Origin of the sequence: Brachyspira innocens ATCC 29796, from assembly GCF_000384655.1 — a bacterium.
GTDB classification, from domain to species: Bacteria; Spirochaetota; Brachyspiria; order Brachyspirales; family Brachyspiraceae; genus Brachyspira; species Brachyspira innocens.
This window is the reverse complement of sequence record NZ_ARQI01000104.1, coordinates 20,602-42,442: the sequence shown is the minus strand read 5'-3', so window position 1 is coordinate 42,442 and position 21,841 is coordinate 20,602. Positions and strand designations below refer to the sequence as shown.

Sequence of the window (21,841 nt, the reverse complement as noted above, 5' to 3'; positions counted from 1 at the left end):
GGAGCTTGGAGCTTGGAGCTTGGAGCTTGGAGCTTGGAGCTTGGAGCTTGGAGCTTGGAGCTTGGAGCTTGGAGCTTGGAGCTTGGAGCTTGGAGATAATTATATTATTGATAAAATTATACATAAAGACATTATATATTTATATTTCATTATGTCAATATTTTTTATAATATTTTTTATGAAAGTTTTAAATATTATAATATAATACAACAAACTAACTCATAGATTTTTATGCAGCAAAATGTATATAAATAAAAAATAAAAGGCTCAAGTTTCAATAACTCAAGCCTTTTTATAATTAAAAACTAATTTATTTATTTTCCTGCTTATTTTTATATTCTATGGCCTCATGAACTATTGGAACCAATACATCAAAGTCAAGAGGTTTTTCTATAAGTCTGAATACTCCCTCAGCAATAATCTCTTTTACCATTTCAGTATTGCCGTAAGCAGTAATTATTATGATAGGTATAGAACTTTTTCTCTTTTTCATCTCTCTTATCAGAGCAAGCCCTGTCATAGAAGGCATAAGCAAATCTGTAATAATAACATCTACTGGATTATGTTCTAATATAGTTATAGCCGATTTGCCGTTTTCTGCTGTAACAACTTCAAGATTATGAGGCTCAAAAGTATATGTAATAAGATCCCTAATAGGCTCTTCGTCATCTACAGCAAGTATCAAAGGTTTACCATTTATCATATTTTAATTCCCCAATATTAAATGTATTTAGATAATCTGTAAAGAACATTTTTTTTGCCCAGAAGTTCGCATATATGAGACAATTCGCTTCCTGCTGCACTTCCAGTCAATACATAACGTATTGGGTGGTATAGATTAGGTCCTTTTAATCCTGTTTCTTTCTGTGCTTTTTTAATCAATGCTTTCATATATTCATCTGTGATTTCATCGGTATTTTCTATCTCATTTTTGATGAATTGAAGAAGTTTTTTACTTTCTTCTTTGTTTACAAGCTCTTTCATTTCATCTGTAAGCTCAAAATCATTTTCAAAAAATACTGGTACATATTTGACAATATCTGATAAAACAACGCAGTTATGTCTTATAACTGATACCAGTTTTTTAGCCCAAGCATATTCTGTTTCTGTATAATTTTCTTTTAAAAATCCGCCATTAACTAAATAAGGTATAAATAGTTTAGTTATTTCATCCAAATCTGTATTTTTAATATGCCAAGCATTTAAATATCTTAATTTGGCAGTATCAAAAATAGCAGGACTTTTAGAGAAACGGTCTAATTTAAAAGCTTTAATCATATCATCATCAACCATAGTCTCTAAAGCATCTGGGTGTGTCCAGCCAAGCAAAGCCAAAAAGTTTCTCATAGCCTGAGGAAGATATCCTTCATCTTTATATTCCATTAAGGTTGCTGCCCCATGTCTTTTTGACAATTTCTTTCTGTCATTTCCAAGTATTGAAGAAGTATGAGCAAATCTAGGAACTTCAGCACCTAATGCCTGATAAATAAGTATCTGTTTAGGTGTATTTGATATATGATCCTCACCTCTTATAATATGAGAAATTTTCATAAGCATATCATCTATAACTACAGCATAGTTGTAAGTAGGAAAGCCATTCTCTCTTACAATAATGATATCGCCTATTTCATCACTGTTTGTCTTTACAACACCTCTTACATAGTCATCAAAAGTAACAACCTGACCTTTAGGTACTCTAAATCTTATTTTAGCAGGTTCTCCATTAGCTACCCTTCTTTTAGCCTCTTCTAAAGGTATATCCTTACATTTGCCGTCATAAATAATAGGCTGATTAAGAGTTCTCTGCATATTAGATTTTTTTTCTAACTCTTCAGAAGTACAAAAACAATAGTATGCTTTACCCTCTTCCATTAGTTTTTCAGTATATTTTTTATATATATCAAGTCTTTCAGACTGAAAATATGGTCCGTAATCTCCTCCAACTTCAGGACCTTCGTCCCAATCTATACCAAGCCATTTTAAAGATTTTATAGCCATATCAACGGCTTCTTTAGTGCTTCTTTCTTGGTCGGTATCTTCTATTCTTAAAATTAATTTACCTTTTATAGCTTTGGCATACAGCCAATTAAATAATGCAGTTCTAGCATTTCCGATATGTAAAAAACCTGTTGGAGATGGAGCGAAACGAACTCTTATATCCGACATAAAAATTACTCCTTGTTCTTTTTAAACTTTCCTAATTATACATCAAAACAAATAAATATCAATTAATATAAATGTTTTATGCAAAAATAAATTTTAAGCAAAATAATACATTATAAATATATTAGTTTATGGTTATATATATTTATTTACAGTATATATTGCATAACTTTTAATATAAAAACTTCTGAGTTTTTGTATATAACTACAATATATTTGTTTCAAAAGTACTTGACAAGATTATATATGAAATTTTTATAATTTATAAATTGTTAAAACAATGTTTTATATGTTGTATAAATTATAATTTTAGTATATAAATATGCAGTCTTTTTGCTTCTTTGGGTCACCAAAAGAAGTGGGGGGGGCGGGGGCTAGTCCCCGCTATCATAAATAAAATTAGTTTTGCAACAAGTCTAATATAAAATTTATTATATTAAAACTTGCTTTTTTTAAATCAATATGATATACTTAATCACAATTCTATATTTGGTGTACTATGAGTAATATCGTTGTTATTACAGCCCCATCAGCTGCAGGTAAAACTACTTTAATAAAAAAATATCTATCCAATCACCCCAACGCAACCTTCAGCGTTTCTTATACCACCAGACCTCAGCGTCCTAATGAAGTTGAAGGCAAAGATTATTATTTTATAGACAAAGAAAAGTTTGAACAAATGATTAATGAAGGCGATTTTATAGAATGGGCTTCTGTGCATGATAATTATTACGGAACATCTTTCAAAGAATTAGAAAAAGCCGATGATGAAAATGTTATTTTAATACTGGATATAGATATTCAGGGAGCATTATATATAAAAGAAAAAGGTATAGATGCAAATTATATATTCATAACTCCTCCTTCTATAGATGAACTGAAAAAAAGACTCGAAGAAAGAGGCACTGAAACAGAAGAAAGTATCAAACTGAGAATATGGAATGCCAAAAGAGAATTAGAATATAAAGACCAATTTGACATTGTTATAGAAAACAATGATATTGAAGAAGCTTATACAAAATTAGAAGAAGCTATCAATTCTAAATTATAAAAATCAATTATATGGAGTTTAATATATGGGTATAATACCGTTAGAGAAACTTATAGAATATAAAGGTAATCGCTATGAACTTAGCAGAGCTATGATAGAATTAGCTAAAAATGGTTCTACACTTCTTAAAGGTGAAACTAAATACAGAGGCGGAAAATACATACCTACTGTTATGAAAAATATACTTGACGGAAAAATTAAGTATGAATATGAAGAAGGCGTGGACATGACTATAGATGAAGAAGCACCTTTCAAACATACTGAAACTGTATATGATGAAAATGAGTATAAATCTGATGAAGATAATTCAGAAGAAGAGACAGCTGCAGAATACATAGCTCCTGATATAGATGATTCTGATGATGATGATTATGAAGATTATCAGGAAGATGATGAAAAACCTAAAAAGAAGAAAAGAGCTTCTAAAAAGAAAGATGAATAAATAAAGTGAAAAAAATAGTTTTTATATCTGGTGCCACAGCATCAGGAAAAAGCAGTTTTGCTCATAAATTGATAGACAAATATTTTAATAATGCCGCCATAATATCTATAGACTCCATACAAGTTTATAGATATATGGATATAGGCTCAGCTAAACCTACCAAATCAGAAATTGATAAATATAACTATAAAATGGTTGATATACTCGAACCTAATATTAACTTCAATATAAAAGAATATCTTGATATATTTAAAAATGTTATTGAAAGCATTGATAACAAACCTATATTTGGTGTAGGAGGTACTGGATTTTATATAGACGCTATAAAATACGGTATATTCGATGAAGAAAATGATAATAAAGAAAATTCTCTTAAAATCAGAAAAGAGCTTTATGACAGGATAGATAAATACGGACTTGAAAACCTATATTCTGAGCTTTTAGAAATAGATAAAGAAGCCGCTGAAAATATAGATAGATTTAATAGCAGGCGAGTTGTAAGGGCTTTGGAAGTTTACTATAACACTGGAAAAAAATTTTCAGAATTAAAAAAACAGAGAAAACCTGTAATTGATTTAGAATATTTAAGTTATATAATCGATATTGAAAGAGACATTCTTTATGATAATATAAATAAGCGTGTTGATATAATGTTTAAAAAAGGACTTGTTGATGAAGTAAAAAAACTTATAGATATGGGTATTGATAATAATTATACATCTATGCAGGCCATAGGATATAAAGAAGTCTATGATTATTTGATTAATAATTCTATGTCTCTGGAAGAAACTATTGAACTTATAAAAAAGCGTACTAGAAATTTTGCTAAAAGACAGCTTACTTGGTTTAGAAGAGAAGAACATATGAGAATAAATGGAAATGATTTGGATAAAGTAGCTGAAACAATAAAAAATTTTTATAATATTTGATAAAAAAATAAGAATATTAGACTTGTTTCAAAACCAAATTAAGAAATATTTATACTATTTCAATTTTTAGTATTTTTATTTTATAACTGGGGCTTTGCCCCAGACCCTACTTCTTTTGGTGACCCAAAGAAGCAAAAGGACTGCATATTTATATACTAAAATAATAAGTTATACAACATATAAAACATTACTTTGATAATTTATAAATTATCAAAATTTTATATATAATCTTGTCAAGTAGTCTTAAAAAAGTCTATCATATAGAAAACTCAAAATATATATCATAATTTTAATGAACCTCGCCCCAACTGTTGCCCTTATGTATATCAACTGTTATAGGAACATTAGTTTTTACTGAATGCTCCATTATCTCTTTCATTATAGTCATAGCTTTATCTGCTTCAGCCTCTGAAACTTCCACTACTAATTCGTCATGAACTTGCATAACTATTTTTGCAGTTTTAAAATGATTTTTAAACTCTTTATGTATAGCAACCATAGCTACCTTTATCATATCTGCAGCACTTCCCTGAATAAGAGTATTTAAAGCCATTCTCTCAGCCTCATTTCTAGCCATAGCATTTGATGAGTTTATAGTCTTTGATAAATCTCTAATTCTTCCGCACATAGTACGAACATAGCCTTTATTTCTTACTTCTTCAACAACTTCCTCGCAAAAAGGTTTTACCCTTGAATAAGTAGCAAAATATCCTTTTATAAAATCTTCTGCTTCTTTACGTTTTATGCCAAGCTCTTTTGAAAGTCCGAATGCTGTTTTACCATAAATAATAGAGAAGTTTATTATTTTAGCTATATTTCGCATTGAAGCAGTTACATGCTCTTTACTTACAGAATATATTTTCATTGCTGTTTTTCTATGAATATCATCATTATTTTTGAATGCTTCTACTAATACAGGGTCATTACTGAAATGTGCTAATAGTCTTAATTCTATTTGAGAATAGTCTGCTGCTATAAGTAAATTTCCTTTTTCAGCTATGAATGTATTTCTTATTTCTCTGCCCTCTTCTCCCCTTACTGGAATATTCTGCAAATTAGGTTCTGATGATGATAAACGTCCAGTAGCCGTTACCGTCTGATTAAATGAAGCATGTATTCTTCCAGTTTTTTCATTTATCAAAGTAGGAAATACATCAAGATAAGTGTTTTTTAATTTTGCGTATTTTCTGTATGTGAGCATATACTCAGCTATTTTATACTTCTGTGATAATTCTGTTAATACTTCCTCATCGGTAGAAAATCCTGTTTTAGTTTTTTTGGTAGGAGGTATTCCCATTTTATCAAATAGTATATATTCAAGCTGTTTTGGTGACTGAATATTAAACTCTTCTCCAGCTTCTGCATATATTTTTTTCTTTGTTTTTTCTAAAAGAGAAGAATATTCATCGGATAATGATTTCATTTTTTCGCTGCTTATATATACTCCATCAAACTCCATATCGGCAAGTACGCTTACAAGAGGCATTTCTATATTAAAAAATAATTCCTCAAGATTATGTGTTTTTAAAAGAGGAGCAAAGCATTCATAAAATCTAAATGTTATATCCGCATCTTCGCATGCATATTCAACAACATCTTTTAAAGGCACGTCCAATAAAGTTTTTTTAGCATTATCTGTTATATCGCTGTACTTAATAGTATTGTATGAAAGATATCCTATAGCCAAATCGTCCATATTATATCTTCCTCTTGTTGGGTTAATCAAATATGCCGCTACCATAGTATCAAAATACATATTTCCAAAACTTTTATTGATAGCCCTCATCATTTTGTATTCATATTTAAGATTATGCCCTATAACTTTTATATCTTCTTTGGCTAAAGTTTCAAATACCATATTTAAACATTTATCTTTATCTATATTTGTTCTTCCGCTTACATCTAAATAAAATGCTTCATTAGACCTTATCGCAAAAGATATTCCTATTATAGTATCTTTAAATACATCAAGACCTGTAGTTTCAAAATCTACGCATACTAATTTTTTGCTATTAATATCATTTAATAAATTTTTTAATTCTGTTTCATTTTCTATTAAATAATAGCTTGCTTTATTATCTTTGGCACTGAGTATTGGGCTTTCATCTTTTTTATCTTCTTTTTTATTTTCTTCAGCTTTAGATGAATCAGCAGCATTATTTGATATTTTTACCTTTTCTTCTTTTTTGCTGCTTACTCCGTATATATAAGAATTAATTTTATCTCTTATTTGTTTTAATTCTAGTTCATCTAATATTTTATTAACTTCTTCAATATTTATTTTATTTTTTGCTATCTCATCATAATCCAAATTAAAATCTTTTATATTTTTTTCTATAGTAGCAAGTTTATAGCTCATATATGCCATGTCTTTTGATTCTATTAATTTTTCCTGCACTTTTCCTTTTATAGAATCAATATTTTCATATATACCGTCTAAACTCTTATACTCTTCAAGAAGTTTTAAAGCTGTTTTCTCCCCTACACCTTTAACTCCCGGTATATTATCAGAAGCGTCCCCCATTAAAGCAAGTAAATCTATTATCTGATTAGGATAAACTCCCCTCTTCTCTTTAACAGTCTCTTCATCATACTCCATAAGCTCATTATCTTTATTGCTAGCCACTACCCTAACATCATCGCATACAAGCTGAAGTATATCTTTATCCGGAGAATAAATAATAGTTTTAATATTCTCTTTTTTATTTTTTTCAGCAATAGTTCCTACAATATCATCAGCCTCATAATTATCAAGCACTATTCTTGATATTCCCAAAGCATCTATCAAATTATAAAGTATAGGTATCTGACTTCTCAAATCATCAGGCATACTTTCTCTGTTTTCTTTATACTCTTTATATATTTCATTTCTGAATGTTTTTCTTGAACTGTCTAAAGCTATAGCTGTATATTCTGCAGGATAGGTATTTATAAGAGAAAAATAAGTTCTCATAAACCCATTAATAGATGAAACATTCTGCCCCTTAGAGTTTAATAGAGGTCTTTTTAGAAAAATAAAGTGGTATCTGTAAAGTATACCGAAAGCATCGATAATAAGAAAAGTTTTTTTCATAATATTTCCATATACTGTTATTTTAATAGATTAATAAATATTAAACTATAACTTAATTATTATCGTAATTTGGCAGAAACATTTACAAAATATTCTCTGCTTGATATGGGATATCCTTTAATAGTTTCATACTTTACATCCAATATATTTTTGATACCTAGTTTTAATGATATATCTTTTTTAAATACAAATGAACTTATCACATCAAAAGTAGTATAAGATTTATCTGCTTCTGATTTTGTTGTATTATTGTATTTATCACCTATATACTGAACATTGAGAAGAATACTTGATTCAAATTTACTGTTTTTACTATACACATACTCAAGAGAAGTATTAAACTGATGCCTTGGAAGCCCCGGAAGACTGTCATTTTGCACGCTTACATTATACAAATTCTTACCAACCAAATATGAATAATTTCCTTTTATTTTTATTGTAGAATTAACATCTTTTATAGGTATGCTGAATGTTACACTAGTTTTGCTTCCCTGAGTTGTTAAATACTCATTATTATTAGTTAATAAGTTTTTTTTGGAGCTTACAAAATATACGGCTTCTATAGTTACTATATCATGAGGTTTTAATGCTAATCCTATATTTCCCCCCTGATATAGATTCTGCGATTTTATATTATTAGTATATCCCTTATTAAGAAGAGCAATATCCGTCTGCATATTAACAAAATATTTACCTGTGAGAGTTATTTGTTTTATAGGATTTACATTAAAATTTACGTCTCCATTAACATATGACCTAAAATCAGCAGATGTACTTTTTTTAGTACTTCCTCCCCTTTCTTCTCCAGAAGTATTAACGTTAAATTTTAATGAACTATTATTTTCATTTTTTAAATTATATTCAAGTAAATTCATCTTTCCAGTAGTTTTGCTTTCATTTGTCTGTGTTTTCTTATATTTGATAGTTTTATCAGAATCTATTTGAACATCTCTTGATAAATTAACATATAAAACCTTTTCTGCTTCAGCATATTTTTTACTTAAAATATTATACACTATAGATCCGCTTAAAACATGATAATTGATATCTATAGAATCTATATTATTTTTATCATACAAAAAAAGATAAACCTTTTTCTCTTCATTATTTAATATTTCACCATTTAATATAAAAGTAGACTGAGAATATACTGTTTTATTTTTTATATCTATATTAGCATACTCTTTAATTAATTCTGCTATATTTTTGGACTTTGATACTTTTATCTGACTTTTTCTAATTATAATTGCTCTATCTATAAGAAGCTGTTTTTCTTTATGTAAGACCTGAATATCATCAGTATTTTCATAATCATCAATTTCCTCTTCAGAGTAAAGAGGGGAATATAAAAATACACATAGTAATATTAATAATAATATATTTCTCATTTTATATTCCTGCACTCTATTAAAGAAACTTCCAACTATAAAAAATAAACCAAAAAAATAATATTTTGGAAAATAAGTTATATATAAAAGTTATAAAAATATTAAAATATATTTTTAAAAAATTTCAATATACTATATAAATTACTGTCATAATTATATGTAAAAGGCTCTTTATGCGGAAACAATAATACAAATCTTACTATATAGACTGCAACAAAAATAAATAAAAACGCAAATATTATATATTTGTTGTTATAAATATAATCTGCTGTTTTTGATTTATTTCTTAATATAATAACAGCAAATATAATTGAAGGAAGTATAAATAAAGGGTGATAATAAAATGCTTTTTTAAAATTTAATCTAAGAGCTTCTATATGTGCCCTAGTCATACCGCAGGCAGGACAAGGAAAACCTGTAGTTCTTTTTATTAAACAGAGTTCTCCTATTTCTATATTATAATATTTAATATGATTTTTACTGTCATAAATGATAAACAAAGCTAAAAAAGCTAATAGTATTAATTTTAATATCTTCATAACTTTATAAAAAATTATATGTTATAGATATTAAAGTCAAAAAATTGAATATAATAAATATTCAAACATATTTTTCCATTTGATTGTATATAATATCAGCAAGACCGAAAGTTTTTGTTTTTGAAAACTCTTTTGCATATTCATCATAAAGCATATCTTCAAATATCTGCTCAGCCATGCCTCCGTCTATCAAACCGCTTTTATCTACTGTTTTTCTCATTTCTTTAAGCATTTGATTAATCATCAAAGCCTCAAAATCTTCTGAAACCTGTCTAAGACGTTTTTTCTCAAAATCTTTTACGTACTTTGATACAGCATTATTATCAGATGTATTTTGTATATTCTCATCTATAGAGAACTTTGCATTTCCATACTGTTTTTTGGTATTTTCTAATTTTGATAAATTGGCACTATTCATGCTCAAATTATATTTATCAGTTATATTCATAATTTATCCCTAATAATAAATTTATATACTCTTTTTTCGGAAAAATATATAAAGCTATTAGCAATAAAAAAGCCCAAATCTCATAAATTTATTAAGACTTAGGCTTTATTAATACTCTGTTTTTATATATTACCAAGTTACAATATATTCAGTATAGATATATCCCTTACTTATAGATTTTGTCATTTTTACTTTAGAACCATTAGGATATTTGAATCTGAATATATTTTTTATCATTTCATCATAATATGTTTCTATAATAGAATCATAATTAGGGAAATACTGTAAATGATAAATTATACGTCTTTTTTCAGCCTTAACCACTTCTATATGTATATTTTTAAACATCTTTTTATTGAAGTTAACAAATACATCAGCCAAAGCATTTTTAGATGCTATTTTAATAAACATTTTTGTAAAGAAAGAGAATTTCTTAAAATCATATCTTGCTTTTTCTCTTATACCTTCTCTTGCACCATCATAAAACTCATCCATTATAGAAGTCATAGGTATAAAGAATGAAGAAGATAAAGGATATTTCTTTCTAAATTTAGTTTTAGTAATATCTTTAAATATATATCTGCACTCATCAGGCATCTGTTCCAATAGATTCTGGAACTTCTCTTTACCAAAAGAAGCAACTACAAATTTATAAAGGCTTTGAACAAAAGGTTTTCTGCTATAGGCTCTGTCGCCTTCATTAATAATCTTAATTTTTTCTTTAAGTACCTCTTCAAAGTCTTTAATAACATAATTAGACATCTCTTTTTCAAGATCATCTACAGAATCGCTTGCAACAGTAGAAAGCTGCTCTATTTCTTTTATAAGATCAAATACATTTCCTATCTGACTGCCCATATCCTGAGTTTTAGAAACTATATCATCAGTATTCTGAGATACTAATTTCATAGCTTCATCATTTTTCTTAGAGAAATCGGATAGATTAACCAAGTCATCTTTGGCAACAGATATTCTTCCATGCAAATCAGTATATTGTTCTTTAATAACTTTTACAGCATCGTACAAGCTCTCTATAGAAACACTTATTTCTTTGGTAGAAACATATTTCTCATCAGCTACTTTTTTCACTCTATTCATAGTATTAACAAAATTCTGCATTTTAGCAAGCATATCTTCTGTTGCCACTATTCTCTCTGTCATACTGGACATAATCTGATTCATTTCTTTTTCTATGTCTCTAAGTATCTTCCAAGCCTTCTCAGACTGCATATTTGTAGTAGTAGCCAATTTTCTTATCTCTTCAGCAACAACTGCGAAACCTTTACCTTGTTCTCCTGCATGTGCTGCTTCAATAGCTGCATTCATCGCAAGCATGTTAGTTTGCTGTGATATATCTATAGTGGAGTTTACAAAGTCTGTAATACCTCTTATTGAAGATATTAAAGATTTTGTAATATTTTCTGTTTTTACTATTTTGTCTTTGCTGTCCTGTGCCAAAGAAACAACATGTTCTGATTCTTCTTTAGCTTTACCTACAGAAGTAGATACCTCCTGCATATCTTTCTGCATAGTTACAGTAAGAGAGTTTATCTGATTCAAACTCACTGACTGATCATCTATTTTACTTTGAAGATTATTAGTCATATCATCAATAGATATAAGTTGTGCCAAACTTGATGCTATAATTTTATATATTTCCAAATTACTGCTTTCTACATGCTTAAACTCTGTCTGCTGAGATGATATATTATCTATTATCAAACTTACATTCTCTGTCATAGCACCAGCAGCCTCAGAAATATCTGTCATTTTAGCTTTTAAAGCATTACTCTGTTCCTTTGATACTTTAAGTGTTTTTGATACGCTTGAAAATACATGCTGAACCATATCAAAAAATATTCTTATCCAAGTACTTAAATCCCCCAAAGAATCCCTAGAATTAATTTTAGTTACATTTACAAATATATTATTATCAAATACACCAGACTCCAATTCCTGAGAAATTTTATCTAAAGGTTTTAATGATATAGGTATTGTTATATTTAGTACTATTATAATAATAAGTATAGCAACTATTAATATTAAGAATATTGTATTATTGGTTGTAGTAAGTACATTGTAAAAGAAAGTTGTAGGAACATACATGAATATATTATAGAATCCGTTATCAAATTGTCTGAAAAATAATGTATAATTTTCGTTTCCAACTTGATAATTTTCTCTCACTCTTGTATTAGTATAAAATGTAGTATTATTGATAGCATTATTAATCCATTCTATATCTTCTATACTGCTTAATATATAATTAGGATTATCATGATAAACTATCTTTTTATTTCTTGAATCAAAAATAACAGTATTAAAAGGACCTGTTTTTACTATATTTGTAAGCATTTCATAAGCTATATCCAAAGAAAGATCTGATAAAGAAACTCCTATAAGATTATCATTTACACTTGAATATATAGGTGAAGAAAAAGAGATGACTTTTTGAGGCTTATCAATATTTTTAAGATAAGGAGAAGAATAATAAATATTTCTAGGCCTTTTTGATTCTCTGTTCCAATTATCAGGCAAAGCTAAAGAATAAAATTCCTCCTGAGTATAGTTCTCGCCTGCATTCTCTATCTTAGGCTGCATATTTCCAGTATTTCCTACATCATATAGATATAATGAATAAATACCTCTCATATAAGGATTATTTTCTATAATATTTGGTTCAAAATATATTCCGTTTGCTATAATATGATGCAAAGCTGTCTGAGATTTATGGAAACGATAAATAACTTTTCTAATGTTTGTAGCAACATCAGCAACACTTCCTGTAGAGTACAAATCATAAGATACTGTAGCTATATCTGCCAAAGACACCGTACCTACTGTAGTTGAAGAAAATATATTATCAAATGTTGAACCTACATCATAAAAATAATTCTGCGAAACATTCATAGCCGAATTGTATAATGCTTCTTTATTAGTCTTTGTATTTATAAAAATTGTAGGAGATAATGCTAAAATTACAACGATAATAACTAATAAAAGTACCTTATTTTTTAGACTCATAGAAAAAACCTTATCTTTATTAAAAAAATTACTACTTAACTTATCGGATATTTCTGATTTATTATTGAGAGTGATATTTATTATTTTCTTACAAACTTTCTAAATAATCTGCCTACAAACATATTAATAAAAGATATAAAATCATCATTTCTTATCACTATATTGATAATAGAATATGATAAAACTCCCAACAGTATTACTATAAATACTTTAAATATAAAAAATATCCTAGAATCAGCTGCATTTGATAATAAATAATATTTAACTCCGTAAACAGAAGCCGCCATAAATAAACTGGATACTGCCGTTTTCACTATCTCTATCTTTTTATTTATTATAGACTTTACAGCCAACTTTCTCATAAGTAATACATATAGTATACAAAAAGATACAATATTTGCAATAACACTTGATATAGATATTCCAATAATATCGAATTTAAATACATAAACACACAAATAATTACTAACAGCATTGATTATAAATGTAAAAAACGCTATATAAACAGGAGTCTTCATATCTTTCATAGCATAAAATGACTGTACAAGTATTCTATAGCTAGCTACAAAAAATAATGAAATAGATAAATACCTTAAAGCACTTGATACCAAATATGTAGATTTTGAAGAAAATGCCCCATATTCAAATATCATTCTAACTATTTCTTTACCTAACACTATAAACCCGAAAGTGGCTGGAATAGTAACTAATGCCACAAGTCTTAAAGAATATGATAAAGTTTCAACAGCCTCATCTTTTTTGTTGTCTGTTATAAGTTTGCTTAAAGTGGGAAGCATAACTGTTGCAACACTTACAGCAAAAACCCCTAATACAAATTCATGTATTCTAGTAGCAAATGTAACAGCAGAAACCCTACCCTCTCCAATAGCACCTGCAAATGCAGTAGATACCAGTAAATTTATCTGATATATACTAGCTCCAAATATACCGGGGGCAAATAACTTTATCATTTTTATAACATAAGGATCTTTAAAATTGAAATAAGGCTTAAAACTAAATCCTTGTCTATGAACAAAAGGCATTTGATACACAAACTGCACAAATCCTCCAAGTAATACAGCAAATGCAAATACATAAGCCATATTGCTGAAAAAATTAGGCATAAAAAAATAAAAAAACAGTGCCATAGATATAATAACTGTATTTAAAAGTATAGGACTAGCTGCCGAAATGTAATAATATCCTCTTATATTAAGAACTCCCTGCATTAATGCTGCTAATGATATAAATAAAAGATATGGAAACATTATTCTTGATAAATCAGATGCCAAACTTAATGCTTCTATATTATCTTTTCCAGATTTGTAAAGTATATTAACTAACAAAGGAGAAATTATAATACCAACAGCAACAACACCTATAAGTATTAATCCAAGAAGTGTAAAAACAGCCCTAAAAAACTTTTTTGACTCCTCTTTTCCCTTTTCTTTTTCAAGCTCTGTAAATACTGGTATAAAACTTGCCACCATATTACCTTCAGCAAATAAACGCCTTAAAAGATTTGGAAGTATAAAACCTATAGCAAAAGCATCAGCTATAAATGTAGTTCCCAGTAATGTCGCCTGTATTTGATCTCTGACAAGTCCAAATACTCTGCTTATTGTTGTTACAAGCGACATTTTTAATGATGATTTGGCTATTTTTTCTTTGCTTACATTTTTATTTTCTGACATATTTCCTCTATCGAAGCTATATAATTATATAAATCAAAATATAAAATCTTAATTATTTATATAATAACAGTATACATTAACTATCATAAAAATATAAATCGAAAAATAATAAAAAACAATATTATACTTGTAAATCATAATAATCAATTTATAAAAAATTATTTACAATGAAAAAATATCTTTGATTATATAAATAAAATCATTCTTTGGAAATTTAGATATATTTATAACATTTTCTATAGCTTCTGCAAAATATAATTTATTTTCATTAGGCAGATATGATACGGTAAATATTTGAGCATTAGTGTTTAATAATTTTTCTTTTGTATATCCATATTCTGACATTTCTATTAATCTATTTGGTATATTATTTCCGTAAAAAATAAAAACTGCATGATTGTATAATTTAGCTTTTAATATTTTATCTTTATCATCGTTTTCATTTTTTCTAAAAAGTTTTTGATTATCATCTATATATAAATCAAATATTTCATTTGCTTCATTTTTTATATTATTTAAAATACCTTCGCCGTCTTTATCAATATCTGCTAAAAAGAAATAGTATGCATGTATTGTAATAGATTTTTTATTTTTTATTACATCCGCATTTATAAACACTCTTGATGAATTAATAGAATACATACTATATCCAAAATATCTAAGCCTATCTATAATATGCTCTTTAGTTACATTTTTATTTAAAATATGTTCTAGCTGTGAATTATTTTTTATAAATATCAATTTTCTTTTGTTTATGCTTGATGCTTCTAAATATAAAAATACAATGGTGATTATTTCAAGAATTATAAGAATAATTGTTATATATATTTGATTATTATTGTATATAGAGAAAAAAATTAAGTTGGCAAACGCTATGGCTATCACACCATAAACGCTTGCCCTTAATAACTCTTTTTTGAAGGAGAACAGCTTATTATTGTTCATTATTTCTTATTTATTATATTTTACTTTATTATCTAATTATCTGTAAGTTGTAACTTCCTGATATGCTCTTACTGCTCTGTCTACAACTGCTTTTGTAAAACTAAGAGATAATTCAGCCTCAGCAATAGCATTCATCACATCGGATACATCAACCTGATCTGGTCTTATACCAGCTTGTACTATGATATTATCTCTGTCAACTTGTTTTTGATTAACAGCTTCAATAGCATCGCTTAACATAGTACCAAAATTACTTATCAAATCATTACTGGAACTTCTTCTTAACTGCTGAGCAGGTCCGTAATGTCTAGGGTCAGTAGTTTTAAGTACAAATCCGTAATTATCGCCAACATTTCCAACGTTCATAAAAATATCCTTTTATAAAAAATTTATAAAAATAAATCTTAATTAATATCTAATAATATTCAAAGCACTTCCAAACATAGTTTTAGCAGACTGAATCATAGTAGAATTAGCCTCATAAGCTCTTGAAGCCTCCATCATATCAACCATTTCAGTAACAGGATTAACATTAGGCATCTCTACATAACCTGCCTTTTCACCATATTTAATAGCGTCTGGGTGAGAAGGATCATAAACAAATCTTGTAGCAGTTTCCATATCCTTTTCTATGCTGAAAACTCTTACCCCCGTACCAACATTAGGCTGCAAAGCCTCTGGTAAAAATGGGCTTCTATATTTGTTTCCGTCATCTCTAGGCTTAAATATTACTCTGCTTCTTCTGAAAGCTCCGCCTTCTGTAGTTCTTGTAGTATTAACATTCGCTATATTATCCGCTATAACATCCAATCTTGTTCTTTGAGCTGTTAAACCGCTTCCTGATGTATTAATAATTGAAAATATTCCCATTCTCTTATTCTCCTTCATTAATCAATATTAGTAAATACTGACTATTTAAGCATTACCTATCATTCTTCTGATTTCTCTGTACTGAGCATTAACTATTTGAGTAAACATTTGATAACGCAAAGTATTTTTAGCTTCTTCGGCCATCTCTTTATCTATATCAACATTATTTTTATCATTTCTATAGCTAGTATCATAATCTACTGTAAGAGTAGGTGCAACGTCCTGATAATTCATAGGCATATGAAAAGGAAAATGTCTGGAATCTGTTCTTTTAGCTTCCATACCGTCATATTTCTCACTGTCTAAAGCTCTTGCAAGCTGATATTCAAAAGTTACATCGCTTCTTTTAAAATTCGGAGTAGATACATTTGCTATATTATCCGCTATAACTTCCGCTCTAAGCCCATAAACATTTAAAAGCTTTTTAGCCACTGTCATAGTTTTAGCATAAGTTGTATCAGCAAACATATTCATAGTTTTTTAATCCTAAATAATAAAATAATACTTACAATTATTCTCGGTTTATTAAAAAACTGCTTTAACATTTTTTTATTCATTGGAGTGTGAAATTTTATATTTTTATACAGTTTATACCTAAACAAATATAGTTTGTAATTTTTTTATTGTTCTTTTTACATCTTATTACATCTGCATACGCTCTACGGACTTCGTCAAAATAACCTTATATCCTCGACAAGTCGGATACGCTTCGTGAAAGTGCAAGTCTAAAAATAATACGGCTGTCTGCTTACAAGCAAAACTCCAACCATAATAAAAAATATTAAATTAAAAAACTATGAATATTAATAAATTGAATTTTGAAACAAATCTATTCTATTAAAAATCAAAAACTAAAGGATCAGAACCTATTCTATCCCCATTTTCTAAAGAATTAATCCTTTCTATGTCGTTTTTATCTAAATTAAAGTCAAATACATCAATATTTTCTTCTATTCTATTCTTATTTACAGATTTAGGTATAACAGAAATACCGCTCTCTATATTCCATCTTAATATTATTTGAGCAGGTGTTTTATTATATTTTTTTGCTATATCAATAATAACTTCATTATCAAAAAGTTTTCCTCTTCCTAAAGGAGACCAAGCCTCTACAGCCATATTATGTTTTTTGCAAAAATTAACTAATTCATTTCTAGCTAAATTCGGGTGTCTTTCTATTTGATTGACAGTAGGAGCAATATTACAATGAGCAAATATATCTTTTAAATGCTTTATTTCAAAATTGCTCAAACCTATTGATTTTGCCTTCTTACTCTGGCATATATTTTCTAAAGCCCTGTAAGTATCCAAATATCTATCTTTGTTCTGACCAGGCCAATGAATAAGAAGTAAATCTACATAGTCCATATTGAGTTTTTCTAAACTCTCTTCAAATGACTTTCTTGTAGAATTATATCCTTGTTTGGTATTCCATATTTTTGTAGTTATAAATACTTCTTCTCTTTTTATTCCAGTCTTTCTTATTGCTTCTCCTAGTTCTTTTTCATTATTGTAAAATTGTGCAGTATCAAATTTTCTGTATCCTGCCTCTATTGCAAATCTTACAGCATTTTCTAATTCTTTTTTATCTGTTATTTTATATACTCCAAGTCCTAATATTGGCATTTCTATGGAGTTATTTAATTTTAGATTAATCATAATTCTTTCCTATTTGTAGTTTTATTAATTTATAATACTTATTGAAAATATAAAAATAGTGTATAATATTTATTAAATTATCAATAATTTTCAAATAAATCTGTTATAAGATATAATTATATGCTATAATAGATATTATTACAGCAAATTTTTTATAAGATGTTAATTGTTAAAAAATATCTTATGGTTTTTATGATTTTCCGATAATATTAAACAATTAACATAATAATATATTTGGGGGATTCAATTGGCTAGTAATAACGGTTACGAAAAATATAAAAAGGTTGATGTAAGCACAGCTTCTCAAAACAGATTAATTATTATGCTTTATGACGGTGCTATAAAGTTTTTAGAAACTGCCTGTGCAGCTATGGATAAAAAACATGGCACTGAAGAAGCCCATAATAATATATTAAAAGCTCAGGAAATTATTTATGAACTTTTGTCTTCTCTAAATTACGAAGCAGGCGATATAGCTCACAGACTTGCTTCTATATATACCTATATGAATCAAAAACTCACAGAAGGCAATATATCAAAAACTAAACCTCCTTTACTTGAAGTAATAAGATATCTTAAAGAACTTAAAATGGCTTGGGAGGGTGTCGAAGAACAGATTGCTAAAGGAAATGCCGAAAACAAAGCTCAAGCTTCAGGCACTAAAAAAGATGAAGGCGAAAGTAAATTAAATATAACAGGTTGAAATAACAATGAAAAAAATATCTGCATTAATATCAGCAATTATAATTCTTTCTATGGTTTTTATTTCTTGTAAAGATAAAGATTATGAAAGTATGGAACAGTATGAAGCTAGAATGAATAGCCTTGAGTTTTTGAAATATTATAATATACAAGATGTTATGGCACCTCGTATAGTAGATGACGGAGTATTATTTACTTTTGCTGAAAATTATGATTCTGTAGAAGTATCTGGAGATTTTAATAATTGGGAGGACAGCATACCTCTTATTAAAAGTTCATATGGTGTTTATTATTATCTTTGGCAGACTCCTTTAAAAGCAGGTAAATATTCATACCGTTATAGAGTTAATGGAGTATGGATTAATGATCCTGTAAATCCATATACAGAATATGATAATAATAATCAGTCTGTAAGTTACTTTGTTTTAACTAATGATATAGGTTTTTATGAAAAAAATCCTATTTATAATTCTGACGGAACAGTTACTTTCTTCTACAGCAATAATACAGCTAAAGAAGTTATGTTTACTTCAGATAAATTAGGTTTTGACAGTTTAAGATATCCAATGACATATTCTAATAATTTATGGTTTATAACATTGAGACCAGAATCAGGAAATTATTATTACAATTTTGTAGTTGATAGAATATGGGAGGTTGACCCTCTTAATATGAATGTTTATAAAGGAAGCGATGGAAGACTTCATTCATATATCTTGATAAATTATAATCAAACTAATACTATAAAATATTAATTTAATAAAATTATGTATTTATATAAAAAAAGAGGTACTTATATTTAAGTATCTCTTTTTTATTAAAAATATATAATATCGTTATTTTCATCTATATATATTTTATTATTTAACGATAATGTATTAACAAAATATTATCAATATTTACTTTTCTATACTAAAAAATCCTACAATATTTTGAAGCTCTTTAGCATCATTATAAAGCGATATAGAAGAAGCTGTAGACTCTTCTACCAAAGCAGCATTTTCCTGAGTAATAGAATCCATTTCCATAACAGCTTTATTAACCTGAGTTACCCCAGACTGCTGTTCTAAAGCGGCCGAACTTATATCTTTTATAATACTTGCTGTCTCTTCTATTTGTTCTTTTATTCCTACAAATAACTGCTCCTGACTTTCTACAATTTCATTAGCTTTATTTATTTTTTCATATACCTGATTAATTAATTCTGTGATATCTTTAGCAGAAGTCTGGCTATTTTGTGCCAAACTTCTAACTTCGCTCGCTACAACCGCAAAACCCTTACCTTGATCTCCTGCACGTGCTGCTTCAACCGCTGCATTAAGTGCCAATATATTAGTTTGAAAAGCAATGCCTTCTATAACCTTTATAATATCTTTAATTTTTTCACTGTCATTATTAACTTCATTCATGCTTTTTACAGTATTTGAAACGACAGAAGCTGCATTTTCTATAGCTATTTTACAGTCACTCATCATCTCATTTCCTTTTACAGAATTATTAGTAGCCATAGTTATTGCTGAAGCTATTTCCTGCATAGAAGAAGCAGTTTCTTCAAGATTAGCAGCCGTATTTTCTGCCTTATGTGCCAAATCTTTATTACCAGCAGCCAGACTATTAGCAGCCTGTGCCATTTTATCAGCATTATGAAGTGTAGTTTCTATTACCTCTATAAGCTTATATTTCATATTATGAAAAGAATGTGATAAATCTCCAAGTTCATCTTTTCTGTTTAGTTTTCTTCTATGCATAATAAGCTTTCCGCTTTCTATTTCTTTCGCTTCTTCAACTATAATTTTTAAAGGCTTTATAATGCTTCTAGTAAATAAAAATACAATCAATGCCATAAAAATAACAGATATTATACCTATGATTATACTTGTAGCAACTATTGATTTATTAATTTCATATATTTCTTCCTCGTCCATAGCATAAGCAACTATCCAAGGCTGAACCGTCATTTTCTGATAATATCCAGCTCTTATATGATTATTAAATTCATATCTGAATTGCCCTTCTAAAGATCCGCTTTGTATTATTTTAGTATATTCTGAAGGAGCCTCTTTACTTATTTCAGTAGGATCTGTATCCATAGTAATTATAGAATTATCATTTACAGTTATTATTCTTCCTGTTCTTCCAAGCTGAACATGAGCAAAATATTTCTGATGTATAACAGCACCTTGTATAACCATTATCAAATAACCTATTACTCTATTTTCAAAATCAAGAACTTCTATACCCAAAGCTAAAGTAAGTTCACCCGTTGTAGGAGATAGTCTTAAACTTTTAGAAAAAGCATACTCCTCCCCGCCTCTTAAACTATTCCATAAATTTGGTCTGTATTGTGTTATACTTTGTCCATATAAGGTATTATTTCTGTCTAAAACAATAGTTCCGTTAGTGTCAAGTATATAAATATTTTCTATATACTCATTTCTTTTTACAAACAAATCTAAATCTACCAAACCAGCTCTTCTATAGGCATCATCTTTATATATTAAAAAGTTTCTTATATTTGAACTGCTTGCATATGCTACAGAAACCATAATTTGAGCATTTAATATGGAATCGAATAAATTAGCATATCCTTCAGCAGTATTCTGAAATCCTGTATATGTACTCTGAGTAATACCTTTATTGGCAAAATAAATTGAAGCACTTAATAAAAATCCAAGCATTAATACAGACATCAGAATAATAATAGCAGGTAATTTAAATGATAAACTACTAAATTTGCTCATAATAAACTCCAAATATGATAATATCATATAAACACTATTAGGGTATATGTGATAAGTATAATCAAAAAATTACTATTGTCAATAATTTTACAAAATAATATTTTAAATTACACCTACTGCATTTTTATATATCTATATACTGATATTTTTATAATTTTTATAATTTCAGCTTT

Annotated in this window: 19 protein-coding genes; 5 read left to right on the top strand and 14 right to left on the bottom strand. The window is 27.9% G+C overall.

What is annotated here, in order from left to right:
* Positions 1-310 precede the first annotated feature (310 nt).
* Both F811_RS0106410 and gltX read right to left on the bottom strand, forming a co-directional pair.
* Positions 311-703, bottom strand: a complete 393-nt coding sequence (locus F811_RS0106410; protein ID WP_020004448.1) for a response regulator — start codon at positions 701-703, stop codon at positions 311-313.
* A gap of 17 nt (positions 704-720) precedes the next feature.
* Positions 721-2,166, bottom strand: coding sequence for a glutamate--tRNA ligase (gene gltX / locus F811_RS0106405; protein WP_020004447.1), 1,446 nt, complete (start codon positions 2,164-2,166; stop codon positions 721-723).
* A gap of 496 nt (positions 2,167-2,662) precedes the next feature.
* Between gltX and gmk the strand changes: the two genes are divergently transcribed.
* Genes gmk through miaA form a run of 3 tightly spaced genes read left to right on the top strand, consistent with a single transcriptional unit; the run spans position 2,663 to position 4,585 of the window.
* Positions 2,663-3,214 carry a guanylate kinase gene (gene gmk / locus F811_RS0106400; RefSeq protein ID WP_020004446.1) on the top strand — a complete coding sequence of 184 codons (552 nt, stop codon included), beginning with the start codon at positions 2,663-2,665 and terminating at the stop codon, positions 3,212-3,214.
* Positions 3,215-3,239: 25 nt separating this feature from the next.
* Positions 3,240-3,656, top strand: coding sequence for a hypothetical protein (locus F811_RS0106395; RefSeq protein ID WP_020004445.1), 417 nt, complete (start codon positions 3,240-3,242; stop codon positions 3,654-3,656).
* 5 nt (positions 3,657-3,661) lie between these two features.
* Positions 3,662-4,585: a tRNA (adenosine(37)-N6)-dimethylallyltransferase MiaA gene (miaA, locus tag F811_RS0106390; protein WP_020004444.1), complete on the top strand. Its 924-nt coding sequence runs from the start codon at positions 3,662-3,664 to the stop codon at positions 4,583-4,585.
* Positions 4,586-4,874: 289 nt separating this feature from the next.
* On the opposite strand, the gene polA is transcribed toward miaA, so the two are convergent.
* From polA to F811_RS0106335, 11 genes are all read right to left on the bottom strand, one after another.
* Positions 4,875-7,658, bottom strand: a complete 2,784-nt coding sequence (polA, locus tag F811_RS0106385) for a DNA polymerase I (protein ID WP_020004443.1) — start codon at positions 7,656-7,658, stop codon at positions 4,875-4,877.
* Positions 7,659-7,717: 59 nt separating this feature from the next.
* Positions 7,718-9,046 (bottom strand): TonB-dependent receptor domain-containing protein, encoded by a 1,329-nt coding sequence (locus F811_RS0106380; protein ID WP_020004442.1) that lies wholly within the window; start codon positions 9,044-9,046, stop codon positions 7,718-7,720.
* A 101-nt stretch (positions 9,047-9,147) separates the two neighbouring features.
* Positions 9,148-9,585 (bottom strand): DUF2752 domain-containing protein, encoded by a 438-nt coding sequence (locus tag F811_RS0106375; RefSeq protein WP_020004441.1) that lies wholly within the window; start codon positions 9,583-9,585, stop codon positions 9,148-9,150.
* Between the two features lie 61 nt (positions 9,586-9,646).
* Positions 9,647-10,033 carry a rod-binding protein gene (locus F811_RS0106370; RefSeq protein WP_020004440.1) on the bottom strand — a complete coding sequence of 129 codons (387 nt, stop codon included), beginning with the start codon at positions 10,031-10,033 and terminating at the stop codon, positions 9,647-9,649.
* 129 nt (positions 10,034-10,162) lie between these two features.
* Positions 10,163-13,057 (bottom strand): methyl-accepting chemotaxis protein, encoded by a 2,895-nt coding sequence (locus F811_RS0106365; protein WP_020004439.1) that lies wholly within the window; start codon positions 13,055-13,057, stop codon positions 10,163-10,165.
* Between the two features lie 80 nt (positions 13,058-13,137).
* Positions 13,138-14,751, bottom strand: coding sequence for a murein biosynthesis integral membrane protein MurJ (murJ, locus tag F811_RS0106360; RefSeq protein ID WP_020004438.1), 1,614 nt, complete (start codon positions 14,749-14,751; stop codon positions 13,138-13,140).
* Positions 14,752-14,913: 162 nt separating this feature from the next.
* Positions 14,914-15,696 carry a hypothetical protein gene (locus F811_RS0106355; protein ID WP_026364370.1) on the bottom strand — a complete coding sequence of 261 codons (783 nt, stop codon included), beginning with the start codon at positions 15,694-15,696 and terminating at the stop codon, positions 14,914-14,916.
* Positions 15,697-15,732: 36 nt separating this feature from the next.
* Entirely contained in the window at positions 15,733-16,062 is a 330-nt protein-coding gene (gene fliE / locus F811_RS0106350; protein WP_020004436.1) for a flagellar hook-basal body complex protein FliE, read from the bottom strand.
* 42 nt (positions 16,063-16,104) lie between these two features.
* Positions 16,105-16,566, bottom strand: coding sequence for a flagellar basal body rod protein FlgC (gene flgC / locus F811_RS0106345; RefSeq protein WP_008724603.1), 462 nt, complete (start codon positions 16,564-16,566; stop codon positions 16,105-16,107).
* Between the two features lie 45 nt (positions 16,567-16,611).
* The gene (gene flgB, locus F811_RS0106340; protein ID WP_013114932.1) at positions 16,612-17,040 is read right to left on the bottom strand and encodes a flagellar basal body rod protein FlgB; all 429 of its coding nucleotides are present in this window, start codon (positions 17,038-17,040) and stop codon (positions 16,612-16,614) included.
* A gap of 363 nt (positions 17,041-17,403) precedes the next feature.
* Positions 17,404-18,225, bottom strand: coding sequence for an aldo/keto reductase (locus tag F811_RS0106335; RefSeq protein WP_020004435.1), 822 nt, complete (start codon positions 18,223-18,225; stop codon positions 17,404-17,406).
* A 247-nt stretch (positions 18,226-18,472) separates the two neighbouring features.
* On the opposite strand from F811_RS0106335, the gene fliS reads away from it, so the two are divergent.
* Positions 18,473-18,928, top strand: coding sequence for a flagellar export chaperone FliS (gene fliS / locus F811_RS0106330; RefSeq protein ID WP_020004434.1), 456 nt, complete (start codon positions 18,473-18,475; stop codon positions 18,926-18,928).
* A gap of 7 nt (positions 18,929-18,935) precedes the next feature.
* The gene (locus F811_RS0106325) at positions 18,936-19,682 is read left to right on the top strand and encodes an early set domain-containing protein (RefSeq protein WP_020004433.1); all 747 of its coding nucleotides are present in this window, start codon (positions 18,936-18,938) and stop codon (positions 19,680-19,682) included.
* 144 nt (positions 19,683-19,826) lie between these two features.
* On the opposite strand, the gene F811_RS0106320 is transcribed toward F811_RS0106325, so the two are convergent.
* Positions 19,827-21,668, bottom strand: coding sequence for a methyl-accepting chemotaxis protein (locus F811_RS0106320; RefSeq protein ID WP_020004432.1), 1,842 nt, complete (start codon positions 21,666-21,668; stop codon positions 19,827-19,829).
* Positions 21,669-21,841 lie beyond the last annotated feature (173 nt).

Excerpts from the sequence above, each read along its gene's own strand:
- F811_RS0106410 (WP_020004448.1), bottom strand. The coding sequence starts at position 703 with ATGATAAATGGTAAACCTTTGATACTTGCTGTAGATGACGAAGAGCCT.
- gltX (WP_020004447.1), bottom strand. The coding sequence starts at position 2,166 with ATGTCGGATATAAGAGTTCGTTTCGCTCCATCTCCAACAGGTTTTTTA.
- gmk (WP_020004446.1), top strand. The coding sequence starts at position 2,663 with ATGAGTAATATCGTTGTTATTACAGCCCCATCAGCTGCAGGTAAAACT.
- F811_RS0106395 (WP_020004445.1), top strand. The coding sequence starts at position 3,240 with ATGGGTATAATACCGTTAGAGAAACTTATAGAATATAAAGGTAATCGC.
- polA (WP_020004443.1), bottom strand. The coding sequence starts at position 7,658 with ATGAAAAAAACTTTTCTTATTATCGATGCTTTCGGTATACTTTACAGA.
- F811_RS0106380 (WP_020004442.1), bottom strand. The coding sequence starts at position 9,046 with ATGAGAAATATATTATTATTAATATTACTATGTGTATTTTTATATTCC.
- F811_RS0106375 (WP_020004441.1), bottom strand. The coding sequence starts at position 9,585 with ATGAAGATATTAAAATTAATACTATTAGCTTTTTTAGCTTTGTTTATC.
- F811_RS0106370 (WP_020004440.1), bottom strand. The coding sequence starts at position 10,033 with ATGAATATAACTGATAAATATAATTTGAGCATGAATAGTGCCAATTTA.
- F811_RS0106365 (WP_020004439.1), bottom strand. The coding sequence starts at position 13,057 with ATGAGTCTAAAAAATAAGGTACTTTTATTAGTTATTATCGTTGTAATT.
- murJ (WP_020004438.1), bottom strand. The coding sequence starts at position 14,751 with ATGTCAGAAAATAAAAATGTAAGCAAAGAAAAAATAGCCAAATCATCA.
- F811_RS0106355 (WP_026364370.1), bottom strand. The coding sequence starts at position 15,696 with ATGAACAATAATAAGCTGTTCTCCTTCAAAAAAGAGTTATTAAGGGCA.
- fliE (WP_020004436.1), bottom strand. The coding sequence starts at position 16,062 with ATGAACGTTGGAAATGTTGGCGATAATTACGGATTTGTACTTAAAACT.
- flgC (WP_008724603.1), bottom strand. The coding sequence starts at position 16,566 with ATGGGAATATTTTCAATTATTAATACATCAGGAAGCGGTTTAACAGCT.
- flgB (WP_013114932.1), bottom strand. The coding sequence starts at position 17,040 with ATGAATATGTTTGCTGATACAACTTATGCTAAAACTATGACAGTGGCT.
- F811_RS0106335 (WP_020004435.1), bottom strand. The coding sequence starts at position 18,225 with ATGATTAATCTAAAATTAAATAACTCCATAGAAATGCCAATATTAGGA.
- F811_RS0106325 (WP_020004433.1), top strand. The coding sequence starts at position 18,936 with ATGAAAAAAATATCTGCATTAATATCAGCAATTATAATTCTTTCTATG.
- F811_RS0106320 (WP_020004432.1), bottom strand. The coding sequence starts at position 21,668 with ATGAGCAAATTTAGTAGTTTATCATTTAAATTACCTGCTATTATTATT.